This is a genomic window from Limosilactobacillus mucosae, assembly GCF_046939755.1.
Lineage (GTDB): Bacteria > Bacillota > Bacilli > Lactobacillales > Lactobacillaceae > Limosilactobacillus > Limosilactobacillus mucosae_A.
In genome coordinates, this window is sequence record NZ_JBKZAY010000006.1 from 1 (window position 1) to 20,326 (window position 20,326).

16 protein-coding genes are annotated in these 20,326 nt (G+C 48.5%); 14 read left to right on the forward strand and 2 right to left on the reverse strand.

The window, feature by feature from the left end; all coding sequences use genetic code 11:
• The first annotated feature begins 438 nt into the window (after positions 1-438).
• The 4 genes from pyrR to ACLUWI_RS03380 all read left to right on the forward strand — a co-directional run bounded on the left by pyrR (position 439) and on the right by ACLUWI_RS03380 (position 6,567).
• Positions 439-975, forward strand: a complete 537-nt coding sequence (pyrR, locus tag ACLUWI_RS03365; RefSeq protein ID WP_412146153.1) for a bifunctional pyr operon transcriptional regulator/uracil phosphoribosyltransferase PyrR — start codon at positions 439-441, stop codon at positions 973-975.
• Positions 976-1,004: 29 nt separating this feature from the next.
• Complete coding sequence (locus ACLUWI_RS03370) at positions 1,005-2,093, forward strand: carbamoyl phosphate synthase small subunit (protein WP_412146154.1); 1,089 nt, start codon at positions 1,005-1,007, stop codon at positions 2,091-2,093.
• Complete coding sequence (carB, locus tag ACLUWI_RS03375) at positions 2,086-5,271, forward strand: carbamoyl-phosphate synthase large subunit (protein ID WP_412146155.1); 3,186 nt, start codon at positions 2,086-2,088, stop codon at positions 5,269-5,271. Before ACLUWI_RS03370 ends, carB begins: the two co-directional genes overlap by 8 nt.
• Positions 5,272-5,526: 255 nt before the next feature.
• Positions 5,527-6,567 (forward strand): zinc-binding dehydrogenase, encoded by a 1,041-nt coding sequence (locus ACLUWI_RS03380; protein WP_045025407.1) that lies wholly within the window; start codon positions 5,527-5,529, stop codon positions 6,565-6,567.
• A gap of 167 nt (positions 6,568-6,734) precedes the next feature.
• Here the strand turns inward: ACLUWI_RS03380 and ACLUWI_RS03385 are convergent, their stop codons facing one another.
• Positions 6,735-7,142 (reverse strand): ribonuclease HI family protein, encoded by a 408-nt coding sequence (locus ACLUWI_RS03385; protein WP_045025406.1) that lies wholly within the window; start codon positions 7,140-7,142, stop codon positions 6,735-6,737.
• Positions 7,143-7,175: 33 nt separating this feature from the next.
• Between ACLUWI_RS03385 and ACLUWI_RS03390 the strand changes: the two genes are divergently transcribed.
• The 6 genes from ACLUWI_RS03390 (at position 7,176) to ACLUWI_RS03415 (ending at position 13,917) form a co-directional block, all read left to right on the forward strand.
• Positions 7,176-7,577, forward strand: coding sequence for an EbsA family protein (locus ACLUWI_RS03390; RefSeq protein WP_045025405.1), 402 nt, complete (start codon positions 7,176-7,178; stop codon positions 7,575-7,577).
• Positions 7,570-8,058 carry a signal peptidase II gene (lspA, locus tag ACLUWI_RS03395; RefSeq protein WP_048345222.1) on the forward strand — a complete coding sequence of 163 codons (489 nt, stop codon included), beginning with the start codon at positions 7,570-7,572 and terminating at the stop codon, positions 8,056-8,058. The genes ACLUWI_RS03390 and lspA overlap by 8 nt, the downstream gene beginning before the upstream one ends.
• Positions 8,055-8,975, forward strand: coding sequence for an RluA family pseudouridine synthase (locus ACLUWI_RS03400; protein ID WP_033934738.1), 921 nt, complete (start codon positions 8,055-8,057; stop codon positions 8,973-8,975). The genes lspA and ACLUWI_RS03400 overlap by 4 nt, the downstream gene beginning before the upstream one ends.
• A 34-nt stretch (positions 8,976-9,009) precedes the next feature.
• Positions 9,010-10,092 (forward strand): carbamoyl phosphate synthase small subunit, encoded by a 1,083-nt coding sequence (locus ACLUWI_RS03405; RefSeq protein WP_045025404.1) that lies wholly within the window; start codon positions 9,010-9,012, stop codon positions 10,090-10,092.
• Entirely contained in the window at positions 10,089-12,593 is a 2,505-nt protein-coding gene (locus ACLUWI_RS03410) for a carbamoyl phosphate synthase large subunit (protein WP_412137883.1), read from the forward strand. The genes ACLUWI_RS03405 and ACLUWI_RS03410 overlap by 4 nt, the downstream gene beginning before the upstream one ends.
• Positions 12,594-12,780: 187 nt before the next feature.
• Positions 12,781-13,917: an Ldh family oxidoreductase gene (locus ACLUWI_RS03415; protein WP_412146156.1), complete on the forward strand. Its 1,137-nt coding sequence runs from the start codon at positions 12,781-12,783 to the stop codon at positions 13,915-13,917.
• A gap of 41 nt (positions 13,918-13,958) precedes the next feature.
• Here the strand turns inward: ACLUWI_RS03415 and ACLUWI_RS03420 are convergent, their stop codons facing one another.
• Positions 13,959-15,650, reverse strand: coding sequence for an NFACT RNA binding domain-containing protein (locus ACLUWI_RS03420; RefSeq protein WP_412146157.1), 1,692 nt, complete (start codon positions 15,648-15,650; stop codon positions 13,959-13,961).
• A gap of 242 nt (positions 15,651-15,892) precedes the next feature.
• Between ACLUWI_RS03420 and ACLUWI_RS03425 the strand changes: the two genes are divergently transcribed.
• The 4 genes from ACLUWI_RS03425 to ACLUWI_RS03440 all read left to right on the forward strand — a co-directional run bounded on the left by ACLUWI_RS03425 (position 15,893) and on the right by ACLUWI_RS03440 (position 19,787).
• Positions 15,893-16,771: a DegV family protein gene (locus ACLUWI_RS03425; protein WP_033935340.1), complete on the forward strand. Its 879-nt coding sequence runs from the start codon at positions 15,893-15,895 to the stop codon at positions 16,769-16,771.
• A gap of 4 nt (positions 16,772-16,775) precedes the next feature.
• Positions 16,776-17,405, forward strand: a complete 630-nt coding sequence (locus ACLUWI_RS03430; RefSeq protein ID WP_033935341.1) for a hypothetical protein — start codon at positions 16,776-16,778, stop codon at positions 17,403-17,405.
• Positions 17,406-17,659: 254 nt separating this feature from the next.
• Positions 17,660-18,415 carry a gamma-glutamyl-gamma-aminobutyrate hydrolase family protein gene (locus ACLUWI_RS03435; RefSeq protein WP_033935342.1) on the forward strand — a complete coding sequence of 252 codons (756 nt, stop codon included), beginning with the start codon at positions 17,660-17,662 and terminating at the stop codon, positions 18,413-18,415.
• Complete coding sequence (locus ACLUWI_RS03440) at positions 18,405-19,787, forward strand: APC family permease (protein WP_412146158.1); 1,383 nt, start codon at positions 18,405-18,407, stop codon at positions 19,785-19,787. The genes ACLUWI_RS03435 and ACLUWI_RS03440 overlap by 11 nt, the downstream gene beginning before the upstream one ends.
• Positions 19,788-20,326: the final 539 nt, after the last annotated feature.

Genomic DNA, 20,326 nt, shown 5'->3' on the forward strand with positions numbered 1-20,326 from the left:
GTCTGATGCCAGCTGCATCGGACTTTTTTAATTGCTGAATATGTATAAAAGATGAATAAAAATTATTAAACCATTAAAGTAAAATGATTTAATTTACTTAAACAAAAGGGAATACTGGCGGTAATAAACGTTAAAATTGCATGAATCCAGTGTTTTTTGCCTTAAAAACGGTCTTTTTCTAATTAATATGTAAGCGCTTGATTTTGAAACAATAATCATTAATTTTAGAAATATGCTTGACAAACGCATAGCTATCCATTAAATTAAATAACAATCTATATGTCCTTTAAATTTAGTCCCGTGAGGCTAGCAAGGCAGCATCGTTTAAATTTGGTCGACGTTTTGGTCGCGCTTTTTAAACAATATGTTGGAGCACTGGTTCACGAGTCGTGAGGCAGTGCTTTTTTATTGGACAAATTTTGTAAGGAGTTTGGCGAAATGAAAGAATTTTATGATGCGATGGCCATGAAACGGGCCTTAACGCGAATCACCTACGAAATTGTCGAAAGCAACAAGGGTACGCAGGAGCTGGTTCTGGTTGGGATCAAGACGCGGGGAGTCTATTTGGCGCGTCGCATTGCCGATCAGTTGCAGAAACTGGAAAACGTGCAGGTACCGGTTGGTGAGCTGGACGTTACCAACTATCGCGATGATCGACGACCGACCGTTAGCAATGAAGATCTAAAGCTGGGTGCCGACATCAACGATCAGCGCGTGGTATTGGTCGATGACGTATTCTTTACCGGCCGCACGACACGAGCAGCATTGGATGCCATTATGGACCAAGGACGGCCTAAACGAGTGCAAGTGGCGGTACTGGTGGATCGGGGACATCGTGAGCTGCCGATTCGACCTGACTTTGTCGGCAAGAACATTCCTACGTCCATGCAGGAGCGCGTAAAGGTTAATGTAAGCGAGATTGATGGTCAAGACAGCGTCGTTTTAATCAAGCAAAACGAAATGGCACAGGCTTGATTGAGATCGTTTAGAAAAGGGAGATTGTAATGAAACGTTATTTGATTATGGAGGATGGCTCAATCTATGAAGGCGAGGGCTTTGGCGCGGATGTGCAGACCACTGGCGAAGTCGTCTTCACCACAGGGATGACTGGTTATCAAGAAGCGATTACCGATCAATCATATGCCAATCAGATCCTGGTATTTACCAATCCACTGATCGGCAACTATGGCGTAACGCTGGACGATTTTGAATCGCTACAGCCACAGATCAAGGGCGTCATCTGTCGGCAGGTAGCCCGTATTCCAAGCAACTGGCGCATGCAGGATACTCTGCCGGGCTTTTTAGAAAAGATGAACATTCCAGGACTGCAGGGCATCGATACACGTGAGCTGGTCCGCAAGCTGCGTCATTTCGGTACGCTGCGCGGAAGAATTACCGACTCAATCGCCGATGCCGACAGTGTGATTAAAGTACTAAAGAGTCAAAATCCAACCCAAGGCATTATCAGCCAAGTCTCAACCAAGACGCTTTATCCTAATCCTGGGACCAAGCGCAATATCGTGGTCGTTGACTTTGGCGCCAAGCACAGCATTTTGCGCGAACTGGCCAAACGAGACTGTAATACGATCGTGGTGCCATATTCAACAACGGCTCAAGAGATCTTAAATCTGCATCCGGATGGCGTGCTGCTTTCAAATGGCCCTGGCAACCCTGAAGAAATGACAGCGGCTGCCAAAATGGTTGCTGAGATTGAAAGGCATCTGCCGGTCTTTGGCATCTGCATGGGACATCAGATTTTTGCCTTGGCCAATGGTGCCAGCACCTACAAGATGAAGTTTGGTCACCGCGGATTCAATCATCCAGTCAGAGACATCGCCTCTGGTCAGATCGTGTTTACTTCACAAAATCATGGTTACGCGGTTGATCCAGCTTCAATCGATAAAGAAAAGCTGATGATTACGCATATCGAGATCAACGACGGTACCGTTGAAGGATTGCGGCATCGTCAATATCCGGCATTCTCGGTTCAGTTTCACCCAGATGCCGCCCCGGGTCCGCATGATGCCGACGGTTTGTTTGACGACTTTATCAGCATGGTAGATCAACGAAAGGAAGCACGCACCAATGCCTAAACGGACAGATATTCATAAAATTTTGGTAATCGGCTCGGGACCAATCATCATTGGTCAGGCAGCCGAGTTTGACTACTCAGGAACCCAGGCCTGCATGGCATTGCGCGAGGAAGGCTATGAGACGGTACTGGTTAACTCTAATCCGGCAACGATCATGACGGATACCGAGATTGCTGATCATGTTTATATTGAACCTTTGACAGTCGAATCAGTGTCACGCATTATTCGCCAGGAATATCCAGATGCAATCCTGCCGACGCTGGGAGGACAGATCGGCTTGAACCTGGCAGTGGCGCTGGGCAAGACGGGGATCTTGGATGAATTGAACATTCAGATGCTGGGTACCAAGCTGGATTCGATTGATGAGGCCGAGGACCGGGAAAAATTCAAAGAGCTGATGCAGCGTTTAAACGAGCCCGTGCCTGCCTCCAAGACGGTGGCCACGGTTGATGAGGCGCTTGAGTTTGCCCATGCGATCGGCTATCCAGTCATTGTACGGCCTGCGTTTACAATGGGTGGCACTGGTGGTGGCATGTGCCATAACGATGACGAGCTGAAGGCCATTGCTGCTAATGGTTTGGATCTTTCACCGGCAACCCAGTGTCTGATTGAAAAATCAATTGCCGGCTATAAAGAAATCGAATTTGAGGTAATGCGTGACGCCGCTGACAATGCCATGGTAGTCTGCTGTATGGAAAACTTTGATCCGGTCGGGATTCATACGGGTGACTCAATTGTTTTTGCTCCATGTCAGACGCTTTCTGATCGTGAATATCAGATGCTGCGTGACTGCGCGCTCAAACTGATTCGGGCGCTCAAGATCGAAGGTGGCTGCAACGTTCAACTAGCACTTGATCCCAATAGTTATCAATACAACGTGATCGAAGTTAATCCGCGGGTATCGCGTTCCTCGGCCCTGGCCTCCAAGGCGACTGGGTATCCGATTGCCAAGATGGCTGCGAAGATTGCCGTTGGTCTGACTTTAGATGAAATCAAAAACCCGGTTACCGGGACGACGTTTGCTGAATTTGAACCGGCACTGGACTATGTAGTCTGCAAGATTCCGCGCTGGCCATTTGACAAGTTTACTCATGCCGATCGCCGTCTGGGTAGTCAGATGAAGGCCACCGGTGAAGTAATGGCAATCGGCCGCAACTGTGAGGAAGCCGTTCAAAAAGCCGTTCGCTCCCTGGAAATCGATCAAAAAGACCTGTTTTCAAAGGAGGCGCAGTCAGCATCTGATACTGAGCTGGAAGATAAGCTGGTGCACGTTCAAGACGATCGAATCTTTTATCTGGCTGAGGCGCTGCGGCGTGGCTACAGCCTAGAAGACCTGCATGAGCTGACTAAGATTACCGTTTACTTTTTGGATATCTTAAAACATATCGTGGAACTGGAAGATCAGATCAAGGCCAGCCCTAAAGACGCCGCTGTGTTAAAACTGGCTAAGCAGTACGGCTTTTCTGATCCAACGATTGCCGATCTCTGGCAGACTGATGTCGACAGCGTCCGTCAGCTGCGGCTGCAAAACGGCATCGTACCAGTCTATAAGATGGTTGATACCTGCGCAGCTGAATTTGAGTCGCAGACACCATATTTCTACAGTACGTATGATCATGAAAATGAAAGCATCAAAAGCACGCGGCCGTCTGTCTTGGTTATCGGCTCGGGCCCGATTCGAATTGGTCAAGGGGTAGAGTTTGACTATGCCACCGTCCACAGTGTTAAGGCAATTCAACGACTGGGCTATGAGGCGATCGTCATGAATTCCAATCCCGAAACGGTTTCAACTGACTTTTCGGTTTCTGACAAGCTTTATTTTGAACCGTTGACGCTGGAAGACGTGCTGAACGTGATCGATCTGGAGCAGCCAATGGGCGTGATCGTTCAATTTGGCGGTCAGACAGCGATCAATCTGGCAGCAGGCTTGGCTGAGCATGGCGTCAAGATTCTGGGAACTACGGTTAAGGATTTGGATGCGGCCGAGGACCGAGAAGTCTTTGATCAAGTCATCAAGGATCTGCAGCTCAAGCAGCCGATTGGGTTAACGGCCACGACTGGAGTAGGCGTCTTAAAAGCGGCTAAGGAGATTGGCTATCCGGTCTTGGTACGGCCAAGCTACGTCTTAGGCGGTAAGGCAATGGAGATCGTCTACAATGAAAAAGAACTGCACGAATATCTCAGCCAAAACGCGCCAGCCGCTGAAGATCATCCAATTTTAGTCGATGCCTATCTGGAAGGGCGTGAATGCGAGGTTGATGCCATCTGTGACGGCAAAGAGGTTCTTTTGCCGGGGATCATGGAGCATATCGAACGCGCCGGCGTGCACTCTGGCGACTCAATGGCCGTCTATCCGCCACAAAGCTTTGATGACGATATTAAGCAGCAGATCGTGGCCGCTACCAAGAAGCTTTGCGTAGCTTTGAAGTGCGTGGGCATCATGAATATTCAATTTATTATTCATAACCATGAGGCCTATGTCTTGGAAGTCAATCCACGGGCCAGCCGGACGGTACCGTTTTTGAGCAAGATTACGGGAATCGAAATGGCTCAGGTAGCAACCCGCGTGATTTTGGGCGAGTCATTGGCCAGTCAAGGATATCAAGATGGTCTCTACCCAGAGTCAAAGACCATTCATGTTAAGGCGCCAGTCTTTAGCTTCAATAAGCTGGATGACGTTGACAGCTACCTGGGACCTGAAATGAAATCTACTGGTGAGGTCATGGGCAGCGACTACACGTTTGAAAAGGCACTCTATAAAGCGTTTGAAGGCGCCAAGATGCATCTGCCGGACTATGGCAATGTTTTACTGACGATTGAGGACCGTGATAAAGAGACGATTTTGCCACTAGCCAAGCGCTTTGCCAAGATCGGCTACCGAATTTTGGCTACGGATGGCACGGCAGATTTCTTAAAGCAAAACGGCCTGCACGTTACGACCGTTGGCAAGCTGCATGAAGAGGATTCCAAGCGGGCCAACATTTTAGACGTCTTAAAGAACAATGACGTGGACCTGGTTATCAATACCATGGAACATGATTATGAAAAGGCTTCTGATGGCTTTGTGATTCGGCAGACGGCAATTGAGCACAATATCCCGCTTTTGACGGCGCTTGATACGGTCAATGCCCTGTTGAAGGCTTTGGAGAGTCGTTCATTTGCTACGCAGGCACTTTAGGCTCAATCATTAAATTTATTAAGCAGAATCGACTGCCCGTGGTGGTGGTCGGTTTTTATTTTTGAAAAATTTCCGAGCTGATATTAAAAGCGATCCAGCGTAGCGGGACGCTATCAATAGCCTAAGATTAAAGTCAGATGATTCGAATCGTGCTGTTTTTAACGACTGAACGGGTTGACTTAAAGTACGCTTTAAGGATTAAGCTGTACCTAAGTCGATGTATCCGGTTGCTGAAATCGTAAGGAGGAATTTTGGATGAAAACGGCAATTTTTGCTGAACCCGGTAAAATGGTGATTAAAGAGGCTGCCAAGCCAACCTTGCAGGCCGATGATGACGTAATTATTCGCGTGATCCGGACCTGTGTCTGCGGTTCAGATCTATGGGCCTACTCAGCAGGTGATCAAAAAGCCAACGACTCAGTTAACAGCGGTCACGAAGCGCTTGGGATCGTTGAAGAGGTCGGCAGTGCGATTACAACGGTCAAGCCAGGTGATTTTGTTATTGCTCCATTCACGCATGGCTGTGGACATTGTGCTGCCTGTCTGGCCGGCTATGATGGCACCTGCGACGAGCGGGTCCTTTATGATAACTGGAGTGAAGGTTTCCAATCCGAATATATTTGCTTTAAGCATGGCAACTGGGCTTTGATTAAGATTCCTGGTCAGCCAGAAGACTATAGCGAAGGCATGATGAAGTCGTTTATGACGTTGGCCGACGTGATGGCAACTGGCTATCATGCCGCACGAACGGCTGAGGTTAAGCATGGCGATCGTGTTGTTGTCGTTGGTGACGGCGCGGTTGGTCAATGTGCCGTAATTGCTGCTAAAATGATGGGAGCCTCGCAGGTCGTTATCATGAGTCGTCATGAGGATCGGCAAAAACTGGCCCAGGAATTTGGCGCGACGGCGTATGTTGCTGAACGTGGTGATGAAGGAGTAAAAAAGGTCAAGGAGCTGCTTGGCGGTGGTGCTGACGCGGCATTAGACTGTGTCGGTACAGAAGCTTCAATCAATCAGTGTCTGGCAGTAGTTCACAATGGCGCTCACGTCAGTCGAATCGGCGTGCCGCACAGCAATGTCGATCCATTCACGCTGTTTGCCCACAATATTGCAATGGCTGGTGGTTCGGCAAGTGTGACGACCTATGATAAAAACGTGCTTTTAAAGGCGGTCTTGGATGGGCAGATCAATCCAGGCAAAGTGTTTACCAAAACCTACACGCTGGATCAGATCAACGAAGCCTATCGTGATATGGCTGACCGTAAGACGATCAAATCCTACATTGTAATTGAGTAACCCAAATAGTCGCAAAAAAATCGTCCTGTCTGAAGCAAGGCAGGGCGATTTTTTGACTAAAAATAATGCATGAATTCTTAATTTACATATAGTAAGATGAGGGCATTTAAGAAATTATTGCGACTGACGGATTGTTGATCAGACCGTAAGAAAGTTTGATATACTGGTTACTGATGGTCAGGCTGATTGACCCATTCATGCAGAGCCTGATTGGCCAGCTGGTGGGCGCCTTGATTTTCTTTTTCAGGTACCCACTGGACTACGACGGTTTTAAAATCGTCCATGCTGGTCAACAGCTCGTTCAGCTCGTTTTCATAATGACGCGCATGCTCTTTGCCCACAGCGTCGCTCAGCAGGCGGCTGTCGGTATAAAACAGCACGGTCTCTTGATTGGAAAAATGTTTTTTTAAATAGGCAAAGCCTTCAATTGCCGCGGCAAATTCGCCTTGATGATTAGAAGCCCGCGGCAAAAAAGCTTTAAGCTGCTGCTGATGGCCGTCTTTGACAATCAGCATTCCCAGTCCGGTGGGGCCAGGATTGCCTTTGGTGGCAGCATCGGTATATAGTTTGATCATTTGATTACCTCATTGACATTAGGAAGTGATATTTTGGAAGAAGAAAAACGCTACTTTTATCAGCCGGATCTAACCTCGGCAACCATTCAATGGTGCTGGATGCTTTTGATTGGCATTGCCGGTGTCGTGGTCTGGCTGGAGATTACTCATTTTAACTGGATTACGGCATTGCTTTTAGCGCTTTTTATTATTTTAGCAGTTTTGGCGATTGGCCGGCGCACGGTTTTGGTAACGCCGACCAAAATGGTATTTGATCGTATGCTGCAGAATCGTTTTTTGGTCATTCCGCTTAAAGACATTCGCCAGCCTCGCTTTACCAAGCATACCATGACGATCACGGTTAATGGCGAGGTCATGACCTTTTCATTTTCCGCGCGCTCAATCGACTCTTTAAAGATTACGCTGGGTAATGCAGTAAAAAATGAACATGAATAAAACAGAAAAGAATCAATTGAAAAAACAATCGCTGCTGCCATGGTCTTTGATTTTAATCGTTGGTCTGATCATTGTCGATCAAATCGTCAAGCACTGGGTAACCAGCAATATCCCGTTAAATGGCAGCCGAACGTTCATTCCGGGACTGCTGGATCTGGATAATCTGCATAATACCGGGGCAGCTTGGAGCATGTTGGAAGGGCGGCAGTGGTTTTTTGCGGTCATAACGGTAATTGCAATTATCGTGGTAGCTTATCTGATGTGGAAAAATCGCCGCTCTGCCTGGATGATGACAGGACTTTCGCTGATTATGGCTGGTGCAGTCGGTAATTTTATCGACCGGCTCAGTCAGGGATACGTGGTTGATATGTTTGCCCTAAGAAACGTCAATTTCCCAGTATTTAACGTTGCCGATGCCTGTTTAACGGTTGGCGTGTTTATCATGCTGATCGTAGTTTTGAAAGAGGATGATCACAAATGAACTCAGAACGCCAAATCAAGATTGATGCCGATCTGACCGGCCGCATTGACAAGGTTTTGGGCCATTTTCTAAGTGATGTTTCCCGCTCGCAGCTGCAGAAATGGATTGAGGATGGCCACGTTACCGTTAATGGGCAGTCCGTTAAAACCAAGTACAAGCTTCAAGTGGGCGATATGGTGCGCATCATACCTGAAGAACCGCAAACCATTGATTTGGAACCAGAAAACATTCCCCTGGATATCGTTTATGAGGATGATGATGTGATCGTCGTCAATAAACCGGCCGGAATGGTAGTGCATCCCGCGCCTGGGCATCCCAGTCATACGCTGGTCAACGCACTGTTGTATCATTCGCCGCTGTCGACGATCAATGGTGAGTTTCGGCCAGGAATCGTCCACCGCATCGATAAGGATACCTCGGGCCTGTTGATGGTGGCCAAAAATGATCTGGCACACCGCAGTCTGGCCGCGCAGCTGAAGTCCAAGACCAACCAGCGTGAGTACGTCGCCTTGGTGCATGGCGTGATCAAAGAGGAGCAGGGAACGATTGATGCGCCGCTGGGTCGTTCCAAAAAAGATCGCAAGAAACAGGCAGTCGTCTTGGATGGCCGTCATGCCGTAACGCATTTTAAGGTACTGAAGCGTTATCAGCACTATACGCTGGTCAAATGTCGGCTGGAGACTGGGCGAACGCATCAGATTCGCGTTCATATGGCCTATATCGGGCATCCCTTGGCTGGCGATCCACTGTATGGGCCACGCAAAACCCTGGCTGGACCGGGACAGTATCTGCATGCTGGTCTGTTGGGCTTTCGACACCCCCGCAGCGGTCAAGAGATGACGTTTACCGCGCCGCTGCCGGACTACTTTACCAAGATGCTTGAACATTTGGACAAAACCGACCGCCGTGATGAATAGTTTTGAGGCGGCTTAAAAAGTGAGATGAGATTGGATGACAGCAAGATATTTGATATTTGAGGATGGCTCCATCTTTGAGGGTGAGGGATTTGGCGCGCCTGCCGTAACTTTTGGCGAGATGGTTTTTAATACCAGTATGACGGGATATCAAGAAATTATTACCAACCAAATCTACCATAATCAAATTGTCGTTTTTACCAACCCCAATATTGGCAATTATGGAATTCAGCGCAATATCTATGAATCGATCGTACCTTCAATCAAAGGTGTCGTCTGCCGTAATCTGGCACCCTTAAAGGAACGGCGTCATGGAACGACTCTGGATCAGTATTTAAAGCAGATGAATATTCCTGGGGTTACCAACGTTGACACGCGGGCTATCGTGCGGCATCTGCGAAAGGTTGGCCAGCCGATGAAGGGCAGTATCGTCCCAGTCCCTGATGATCATGCGTTTGATCAGCTGCATGCTACCGTTTTGACCAATCAGCAGGTTGCTCAGGTTGCCACGCCAAAGCCATTTCCCAATCCAGATATTGGCCGCAGCGTGGTCGTGATTGACTTTGGCCTTAAAAACGGGATCTTAAGGGAGCTTTCGCGGCGTAAGTGCAATGTTACCGTGCTGCCATATACGGCCAGCGTTGATGATATTTTGCGATTGGATCCGGATGGCGTAGTGCTCTCCAGCGGCCCAGGAAACCCTGAATCATTGAAACGATCAGTCTTGGAAATGATTCGGCAAGTTGAGGCTAAGGTCCCCATGTTTGCCATTGGACTGGGGCACGAGCTGTTTGCCTTAGCGAATGGGTGTAAGGTTGAGCGTTTGGCAACCGAGCATCATGGCATGAATCATCCAATCCGAGAGATCATCACCGATCACATTGTTTTTGCTTTTCAAGGTGAGGGTTATGTAATTCGGCGCAACTCAGTCGATCGTTCGCAGCTTTTTATTACCTATGTCGATATGCTTGATGGCACGGTTCAAGGGTTGCGGCATCGTCACTATCCGGCTTTTTCGGTGCAGTTCTTCCCTGATGGCGCGCCTGGTCCGGATGAAACCAACAATCTTTTTGATGAGTTTATGGACATTATGAAGCAGCGCGAGGAGGGATGGCGATGAAAAAGGTTCTTCTGATTGGAGCCGGCGCCGACAGCATTGAACATGGCGATGAGCTTGATGCTGCGGCTTTTCAGGTTGCCAGCGTCTTAAAAGAGCAGGGCTGGGAGACGATCCTCATTGATGACAATCCATTTTCTTTTACCTTGGATTGTCCGGATGCCATCGATCATGCCTGCATCAAGTCACTGACGGTTGAAAATGTCGTTGCCACGATCAAGCAGTATCATCCTGATGCAATCCTGCCAACGCTGGGCGGCCGGCGAGCATTTGAGCTGATTCAGGCAGTCAGCGAGACCGGCATTCTGCAGGCCGATGACATTGAGCTTTTGGGAGTACCTGAAGCTACGATTCGTCAGATCAACAACCCAATGCTGCTCGGCAAGACGCTGCATAATCTCAACGTGCCTACCAAGGCCATCTCTAAAGTCGATAATTACGTTGATGCACTGGAGATGGTCCAACGGGTCGGCTATCCGATTATAGTGCGCTCTGTATTACCCAAAGGAGCGGGCTGGCGTTCGCTGGTACATGATCAAGATGAGCTTAAGCGGGCCGTGGCAACTGGTCTCAGACAGTCACGCTCGGGTCAGATTACAGTTCAGCAGAGTCTGGCTGGGTTTAAGGAAATCGAGATCGTTGTTTTAAGAGACGGCTTTGGGACGATGATGCAGCTGGCCTGCGTCGAAGATATCGATCCGATTGGCATTCATGCTGGCGATTCAATTGCGGTGATTCCGGCCCAGACGTTGCTTGATCGAGAAATTCAAGACATGCGCGATACGGCATTTGCCATAACGCGCAAACTGCGGATCGTCGGCGTCAATCACGTTCAATTTGCGCTTGATCAAGCTAACGGAAAATTCTACGTGATCAAAAATAATCCTTATTTTGACCGCTTAACGGCTTTTGCGGCAACAGCAACCGGCTATGCCCTGCAGGTCGTCTGTGGCGAATTATATGCCGGCAAGACGCTGCGTGACATTCATCTTGACCACGGCTACTATAAGCACGCGGCCGTGACGGAACCGGTTATGGATCACGTTGCCGTCCGGATGCCAGTCTGGCCGTTTGCCGAACTGCCCGATGCAGATCGGCAGCTTGGCACGCGCAAGAAGTCAACGGGGACGATGATTGGCGTTGGTCGCAGTCTGACTGAGGCCATGTTTAAGGCAATCAGTGACTTTCCAAGAATAGAGCAGGATTCACGCCTGGCAAAACAGGATCAGCTTTCCGATGATGAGCTGGTGCAGCTTTTGATCCATCCGCATGCCGGTCGTCTGTTTACGCTGTTGGCAGCTTTGCGGCGCGGCTACACTGATGATGAGCTGACCGAGCTGACTAAGATCGATGCCTATTACTTTGCCTGTCTGCGTCAGATGCAGACGATTGAAGATGCGCTCAAGGGCCATCCTGGCGATACAGAGCTGTTGGTCAAGGCCAAATACTGCGGCATGAGCGATGAAAGCATTGCTAAGATCTGGCAATGGCCAACGACTAAGGTGGTAGCAATGCGAGACGAGCATGTCATTCACCGAACCTTTAAGGAGCTGGAGCCTTCTGCGGGCGAATTTGATCAGCACACCAACGTTTTTTACTCTACGTATGAAATGGAGGATGAGGCCAATCCAAGTCCTTCGCCAACCGCAGTCGTTGTAGGTACGGGACCATTGCGGCTGGGCAACGGAACTTCCTGTGACTATTTTGTTGCCAACACGCTGCGTGAATTGCGCGACCATGGCTACCAGACCGTCATCATCAATGACAATCCCAGCTCGGTAACCTTGGCGCCGATGCTGGCTCGCAAGCGCTATCTGGAGCCGCTGCAGTCAGAAAACATTCGTGCGGTTTTGGACGTCGAGCATCCGGAAGTCGTATTGATTCCGGCTAGTCGTCATGAATTGATCGACCAGCTGGGACCAATTGCCAAAAACATCCAGATTGCCGAGATTCCTGAAGATCAGCGCCCAACTTCATTAACGGTCGGTGAGCCGCTGGACAGTTTTAACGCACTGTTTGACGGTCAGCTCATCTATCCGCTGGGCATTACGGCAGATCTGCAGTCAACCGATGATCTGAGCTATCAGCCGACTGCGCAGCGTTTTCCGGCCCGCTTGACGCCGCATGATTTTGCTTTGCTGGAAAAGCAAGGTGGTCAGGCTATTAGTGAGCAGAAGGCGCCAGGACTTTACCAGGTTGTTTTTGTACACCGCTTTGATGGTACCTTTAAGCAGCTTTTGGTTCAGCATATGCCATTGCCGGAAATTGCCTTTTTGTCGAAGGTCTTAAAGTTGAATCTGCCGGGAATTACGGTACGCATGGCATTGGGCCGGCTGGATGGCGATGCCTTAAATGAAGCGCTGGTTCCTAAAGGCGAAACCAAAATGGCAGTCTATCGAGCAGTCTTTCCGTTCAAGTCGCTGCATCTTGTTCATGAAAAGCCAACCATCAACCGGGTTTTGGGTGGTCAGATGCAGTTTTTGAGTGATGATGATTTTGAATAGCAATTAAAAGAACCAGGCAGGTCAAGATGTCTGGTTCTTTTAATTTTGCAATCGTTTTTAAATTTGTAAAAAATACAAAAATATTTGATATTTATTAATGAAAGCGCTTAAATTTAGGCGGAAAATATGTTATGATTTAATCATGTTAAGTCGTGAAGCGTTTTATAAACAGAAAGAAGCTTGCAAAATGAATGAAAATAAAGTCGTAAAATTTTCCTACGAACAGCTTGATCGTCTTTGCATGGATGCCTTTCAAAAGTTTGGTTTTAACGCGAAACAGGCTGCCATCATTACCGACGTTTTATTAACTGCCGATATGTATGGTATTCAAAGTCATGGCATGCAGCGAATGGTCCGCTACTATAAGGGAATTCAAAAAGGGACGATGAAAGTTGATGCCAAGCCAGAAATCGTTTTTGAAACTCCAGTCTCGGCGGTAGTTGACGGCCATGATGGCATGGGACAGCTTAATGGGCATTTCGCGATGGAACTGGCAATCGCCAAAGCCAAGAAAGCAGGCGTTGGAATCGTTTCGGTTCGTAATTCAAATCATTACGGTATTGCCGGGTACTATGCCAAAATGGCCGCTAAAGAAGGCATGCTTGGTTTTTCCTGTACCAACAGCGAGGCCATCATGGTCCCAACGTTTGGCAGACAGGCAATGATCGGTTCCAATCCACAAGCCTGGTGCGTGCCAGCACGGCCTTATGACTTTTTGTTTGATGCGTCAACGACGGTCGTTACGCGGGGCAAGCTGGAGATGTACAATAAGCTGAATCAGCCATTACCAGATGGTTGGGCCTTGGATGCACAAGGCGAGCCAACCAACGATGCGGCGATGGTCTTGGACAATATCGTTCACAAAAACGGCGGCGGCATCATGCCTTTGGGCGGCAATACGGAAACGCTGGGGTCGCATAAGGGCTATGGTAATGGGATGGTCGCCGAGATCTTCTCATCGATTCTTTCAATGGGTACGACCTCTGAATCAACCATGCAAAATGGCAAGTCAGGAATCTGCCACGGCTTTATGGCCATCAATCTCAACGCATTTGGTGATGGTGAGGCAATCAGTCAGCACCTTTCTGAATATCTGCAAAAGCTGCGCGATTCTGCTAAGGCAGATGGTCACGACAAGATCTATACGCATGGCGAAAAAGAGATCCTGGCCATGGCTGATCGTAAGGCAAACGGGATTCCGGTCATTGATAAGACAATGACTGAGGTCAAGGATTTATGCGACTACCTGGATCTGGATTTTGCCGACTACTTTGGCGAATATCAACCGCCAAAAGCTGAGGGAATGTTTGTCGGCAATTATTAAAATAAAAGGACTTTGGTGGCAATGCATCAAAGTCCTTTTATTTAGTTCGGCAGCTTTTTTGGCATTACCGACAGCGTTTTTTGACCACGGAAGGTTACAAAACCAGGCTTGGCACCGCTTGGCTTATGCAGGTTCTTTACCGGCAGATAGTCAACCGATACGTGGGCAGAGTCGCGCCCCTTAGAGAACCAGGCTGCCAGCTGAGCCGCCTGCAGGATCGTTTCTTTGCTAGGGTTGGAATCGCGAATCACGACATGCGAGCCAGGCATATCCTTGACGTGCAGCCAGATTTCGTTTTTATTGGCTGTTTTAAAACTCAGCCGGTCGTTTTGCAGATTGTTTTTGCCGACCAAAATGACCGTACCATCAGCGGCATGGAAGACTTCAGGCTTGGAAACAGGAATCTTGCGCTGCTTTTTGCCTTTTTTGTGTTTAGCCTTGATGTATCCCTGCTGCTGGAGCTCAAGGCGAATCTCTTGAACGTCGCTGGGATTAGCCAAGTCGATCTGACTGAGAATCGTTTCAAAATAATCGATTTCTTTTTGCGTAATCGCCATCTGCTCGTTGACGTATTTAACTGAGGCCTTGAGCTTGTTATAGCGCGTGAAGTATTTCTGAGCGTTGCGAGAAGGCGACAGATCAGGCTGCAGCGTGATCTTAAGCGGTCGATTCTCATCATAAAAATTAGGCAGCTCAACTGACTGAGAGCCACGGGGAACCTGATGCAGCCAGGTAGTGAGCAGTTCGCCGCGGATTCGATAGCGGTCGGCGTCAGCGGCATCAGCCAGCTCTTTTTGAAACTTCTTCATCTTGCGCCGGTCTTTTTTGAGTTCATTATGCACCACTTTTAATACCTGACCGGCTAATTCCTTGGTGCGATCAGACTGTGCCTTGTTGACATAGTAGGCATCGAGCAGCTCAGAAAGCGTGGCAAACGACTGCACCTTGAGATCAGCGGTATTGATAGGAGTAAAAGCCGCGAAACTAGTTTTGTTTTTTTCGTTAGTAATCAGAACTGGTTGCGGGGCCTCGAAATGACGCAGAAAAGTTTGGTAGGCGCTTGGCAGACTGTCGCTGGCCAAAAGCTCGGCCGCCAGTTCCCTAGCAGTTTCCGGTGCCAGTCCTTGATAGCTGGCCTGCAGTTTTTTGGCAAGCTGAATCGGATCATCTTTTAGCTCGCGAACCAGGTCAGAATAAATCTGGTTGGGCAGGTAAGGATTGAACCGCGGCTGTTTAGGCGGCATGATGAAGGCTGCTCCCGGTAAAAGCAGACGGACGCGGTTGACGTCGCTGCCGACATGCTTGATGGCATCAATGATCTTGCCGGTCTTGGCATTAACCAGCGTAACGTTGCTGTGGCGCGCCATGATTTCGACCATCATCACCAGTTCCAATGGGTCGCCCAGCTCATCTAAAGTCGAGAAGGTCAGCTTAACGATCCGGTCGTTTTCAATCTGGGCGACTTCTTTTACCAGCGCTCCTTCCAGATATTTACGCATGGTCATGGCGAAATTGCTAGGGACAGCGGGATTTTGATAAGGAATCTGCGTGATCTGAATGCGTGGATAGGATGGATTGGCCGAGATCAGCAGGGAGTAGTTATGGCGATTGGCGCGGATTACCATCACCATTTCGGCAGGATAGGGCTGGTTGACCTTGGAAACACGGCCACCCTGCAGCGTTTGATTCAGCTCGTGAACCATAGCATGAGTAAAGAAACCGTCAAATGGCATTTTTGCGTTCCTCCTTTGTTTTGCATAACTAGTCTATTATAACGTTGATTGTCATCCAAAACCAAGTCAGACCGACGATTTATGAAATTAAGGCAACTGGAATTGCTGGATAATTGGTTTTGTGAGTTGAATGTGCTATCCTATTAAAATGCAGACCTTGTTTTGAGGCCGGCAGTTTTTAACATGCTATTATTTTTCTAAAATATTATTTTAAATCTGCAATCATACTGGAGGAAAACTAAATGAAAATCGCGGTTGTAACCGACAGTACCGCTTATTTAACCCCACAAGAAGCTGCGGAGAATCAAATTACGGTAGTGCCGATTCCACTGGTGATCGACGGCCAGAGCTATCAAGAAGGCGTCGACATTACGACTGAAGAATTTTACGACAAACTGGCTCATTCAAAGTCATTTCCAAGCACCTCGCAGCCATCGATCGGTCTTTTGATGGAAACCTATCAAAAGCTGGCTGATGAAGGCTACGATGCCGTCATCAGCATTCACCTGACCAAGGCAATCTCAGGCCTGCTCAACACGATTACGCAGATTGCCCAAGACATGCAGGATACGATCAAGATCATCCCGTTTGACTCGCACTTGACGGTCAAGATGATGGGCTATCTGGCCTTGGAAGCCGCTCAATTAGCTCAGGCAGGCGATGATCTGGATGATATCTTAAAAAAGCTGCGCGAATATCAGGATACGTTCAATAATGTCTTTGTCGTTGACGATCTGCAGAACCTGGTGCGGGGCGGCCGGCTTTCTAATGCATCGGCTTTTATCGGCTCAATTCTAAAGATCAAGCCGCTTTTGACAATGCACACGCAAAACTATGCCATTGAAGCATTTGAAAAGGTGCGCTCAATGAAAAAGGCCAAGGCGCGCTGTGAACAGATCTTTGACGAGGACGTGGCCAAGCTCGACTATCCGGTACGGGCAATGGTGCTGCATGCCAACTGTCCTGAAGAAGGGCAAAAATGGCTGGACAAGCTGCAAGCCGATCACCCCGACATTCGCTTTGAATTGAGCTATTTTGGCCCAGTAATCGGCGTCCACCTGGGGCAGGGCGCGCTGGCACTGGCTTGGATGCAGGATACGGCTAAAAAGCCACTGGATTAAGCCTATGCAGCAGCGAACAAAAGACTGTCTCTGGGCACTGGGACTAACGGCTTTAATGGTGATCGTTGGTCTGCTGCGTCTGTCAACGCCGCTGCCAAGCGGACAGGTTGCCATTGAGCTGGCCGGAGTCATTGGGTTGAGTGCAATGGTTGGCTTGAATCTGCGCTGGGGTGCCGGCATTACGACGATGGGAACGGTGATTCTGCTCTTGCTTGGCAAGGCCGATTGGATGACGGTTCTGGATATGGCCGTTGACATGGTGATGGTCAGTGCCTTGATTGGCTGGCAGCTGCCACGCGACGTTAAGGTAACGCATCGGCAGGCGATTGGAGTCGGCGTGGCAGCCGGCATCTCACAATGGATTACGGCCGAGGTGCTTTGCGGCATTGCGGGGGATGCATTTGCTCATGGAACGGGCATCATGCCTTTTATGCGGCTGGCCCTGCCTGCGACGCTGCTGACGGCCCTGTTGTACATGCTGCTGATTCCGCCGCTTTCACTGGTGATTCGGCATTTCAACTGGCAGCCGCCGCAAGATAGCAATCAGTCGAAAAAAACGCGTTCCATGGTAATTGACTTGAGCGATCATCAGGGAATGCCGAAAGAACAAGATGATCATCATGATAAGGACTAACCTGGTTTGAATTGACAAACGCTGCTGGTTAGGATATTCTTAAATTATTAAAAAACAATGAGGTAAACTGATGGCTATTCAAATGATGATGCAAAAAATGTGCTGTCCATGCTGCATGCATTGCCGCGTGTTTTTTGCTCTGCCATCAGATTGCATGACCAAATGATGCAGCCGGGACAGGTTGCTGATCGAGTCAAGGGATTACTGGCGGTGAGCTGGTAGTCCCTTTTTTATTTTGTAAAGGAGATAAGTTTATGAAAAAGCCGATCGTTGGCATTTCAGGCAGCGAACTGACCAAAAATGTTGGTCCTTTCGTTGGCTATCGCCGCAGCTACGTCAATAAGGACTATAGCGAGGCGGTCATCAAAAATGGCGGTGTTCCGATGATTATTCCGTTCAATGAGGATGCCGACGTAACCGAGTCTCAGCTGGAACTGGTTGATGCCTTGATTCTTTCGGGTGGTCAAGATATTGATTCGGAAAGTTATGGCGAAGAGCCGCAGCCTGAACAAGGCACGGTCTGGCAGGCGCGCGATCAGTTTGACATGCGGCTGTTAAAGCTGGCCGAAAAGCGCGGCATCCCGGTGCTGGGCATCTGCCGGGGCGTTCAGCTGATCAACGTCTTTCACGGCGGCTCGCTCTATCAGGATCTTAAGTACTATCCGGTGCCGACGCTCAAGCATTGGCAGGGCGATACGCCATGGTGGCAGGCGACGCATCAAGTCAAGCTGGTTAATGATACGCATTTGGCGGCGATTTTTGACCAAGTGCCTCGCCTGCGGGTTAATTCCTACCATCATCAGCTGATTAAAAAAGTTGGCAAGGGACTAAAGGTTAATGCATTAGCGCAGGATGGCGTCTATGAGGGAATTGAAAACGAAACGGGAACGGTGCTTGGTGTCCAGTGGCATCCTGAAATGCTGCGCGCTCACCAAGCAGAAATGAACCGGCTGTTTGACTATCTGATCAAATGCGCCAACGGGAAAGGCAGGGATGAACATGCAGAATAAGACTGACAAACTGGGCTTTTGGTCAATTGTCTTATTGGCAATCAATTCAATTATCGGTTCCGGAATCTTTTTGACGCCAGGTTCGGTCGTGGCCATGGTGGGAACCAAGGCGCCACTGGTCTATCTGATCGCGGCGGTCTTTGCGGCAATGCTGGCCTTGACGTTTGCCGCGGCAGCCAAGTACGTTACCAAAAGCGGTGCGGCTTATTCCTATGCTAAGGCAGCCTATGGCGAGAACATGGGCTTTTACATGGGCGTCGTGCGGTTCTTTTCGGCCAGCGTTGCCTGGGGCGTGATGGGGGTTGGCGTGATCAAGAGTACGCTTTCCATTTTTGGTGCTGACTCAACCAGCTTTAAAAACATTACCTGGGGCTTTGTTGTCTTAATGGCGATTATTTTACTGATCAATTTCTTTGGGCAGCGCTTCTTAACCTGGGTCAGCAACCTGGCAACCATCGGCAAACTGTTGGCGCTGGGCTTGATCATCGTTGCGGGGATCATTGTCTTTTTAAAAACCGGCGTCAGTCATTTTCACGATCTGGACGCGCTTAAAGCCGCCAATGGACAGCCTTTGATTCCCAAGCTCACGACTTCTGGCTTGGTGATGGCAGTTATTGCCGCCTTTTATGCCTTTACTGGTTTTGAGAGCGTGGCAAGCGGTTCAGAAGACATGAAGGATCCGCAAAAGAACCTGCCCCGGGCCATTCCATTGGCAATTATGGTCATTGCGCTGGTTTATATCGGCACGATCTTAGTAGCGATGGCAATCAATCCGGCTGCAATTGTCAAAACCAAGCAGGTCGTAGCCATTACCGCGATTTTTCAAGCTCGCTGGCTGCGCGTCTTGATTGAGCTGGGCGCGCTGATTTCAATGTTCGGGATCAATGTCGCCGCTTCGTTTCACACGCCGCGGGTTTTAGAGGCCATGGCCAAAGAGCATCAGGCACCGCAATGGCTGGCCAAGCGAACCAGGCATGACTTTCCGGTTTATCCGTTTATAATTACGCTGGCTTTGGCAATCTTTATCCCAATGGCTTTTCAGTACAACATGACGGCAATTATCGTACTGAGTGCCATGGTGCGGTTCTTTGAGTTTATCGTGATTCCATTGGGCGTGATTCGTTTTTATCGGGGAGCCAATGTTGAACCGGTGCTTACGGCAGAACGGAACAGGCTGACGGATGTATTGCTGCCGGTACTGTCGGTTGCCTTTACGATCTTTTTGCTGTTCAAGTTTGACTGGGTCGGTGAGTTTGGTATCAGTACTGCTCAAGGCATCGTGCCCAATTGGTTTGCAATCATCGGTATGGCAGTTGGGTTCGTAATTTTGCCAGCAGGACTCTTTATGATGCTTCGCCATGAAAAAAGTTAATTATCTGATGCGACCCAGCGGACTGGCTGGGTCTTTTTAATGTTTTGGTTGGCAGACGCAGATGCTCAGTAGCAGCCAGATGGCAAAAATCGCTAAAAAACTGCCTCAAGTAGGTAAATTTTTAAAAATCCAGTATGCACTTACCTACTATTGAGAAAAAAGCGACGCATAGTAGGTAATTTTAGTTTCCGCTACCATTGAATTTTAATTTTCTGCCCAAAGTCAGTTTTGCGACCGCTCCACAGCGCTGATAATTAGCTTTCTGTAGGGATGGTGCAATGGTGATCTAGTTAATTAGCTTAGAACATCAGCATCTTTATAACAAGTCACTTAACAGTTTTAAAAATTAGACGGTAATATTAAAAACGTCCATTATATCCTCGATGATGCAATTCTGCTATTTAACTGTATTGAAGCAATTACGGTTAATAAGACTTTTCAAAAAGGGCTGGCATTATGAATAATGAAAAAAAATCATCTGTTTATAAAATGATATTTATTTTTTTATAAACAGTTATTTGTAAGCGCTTAATAAAAGA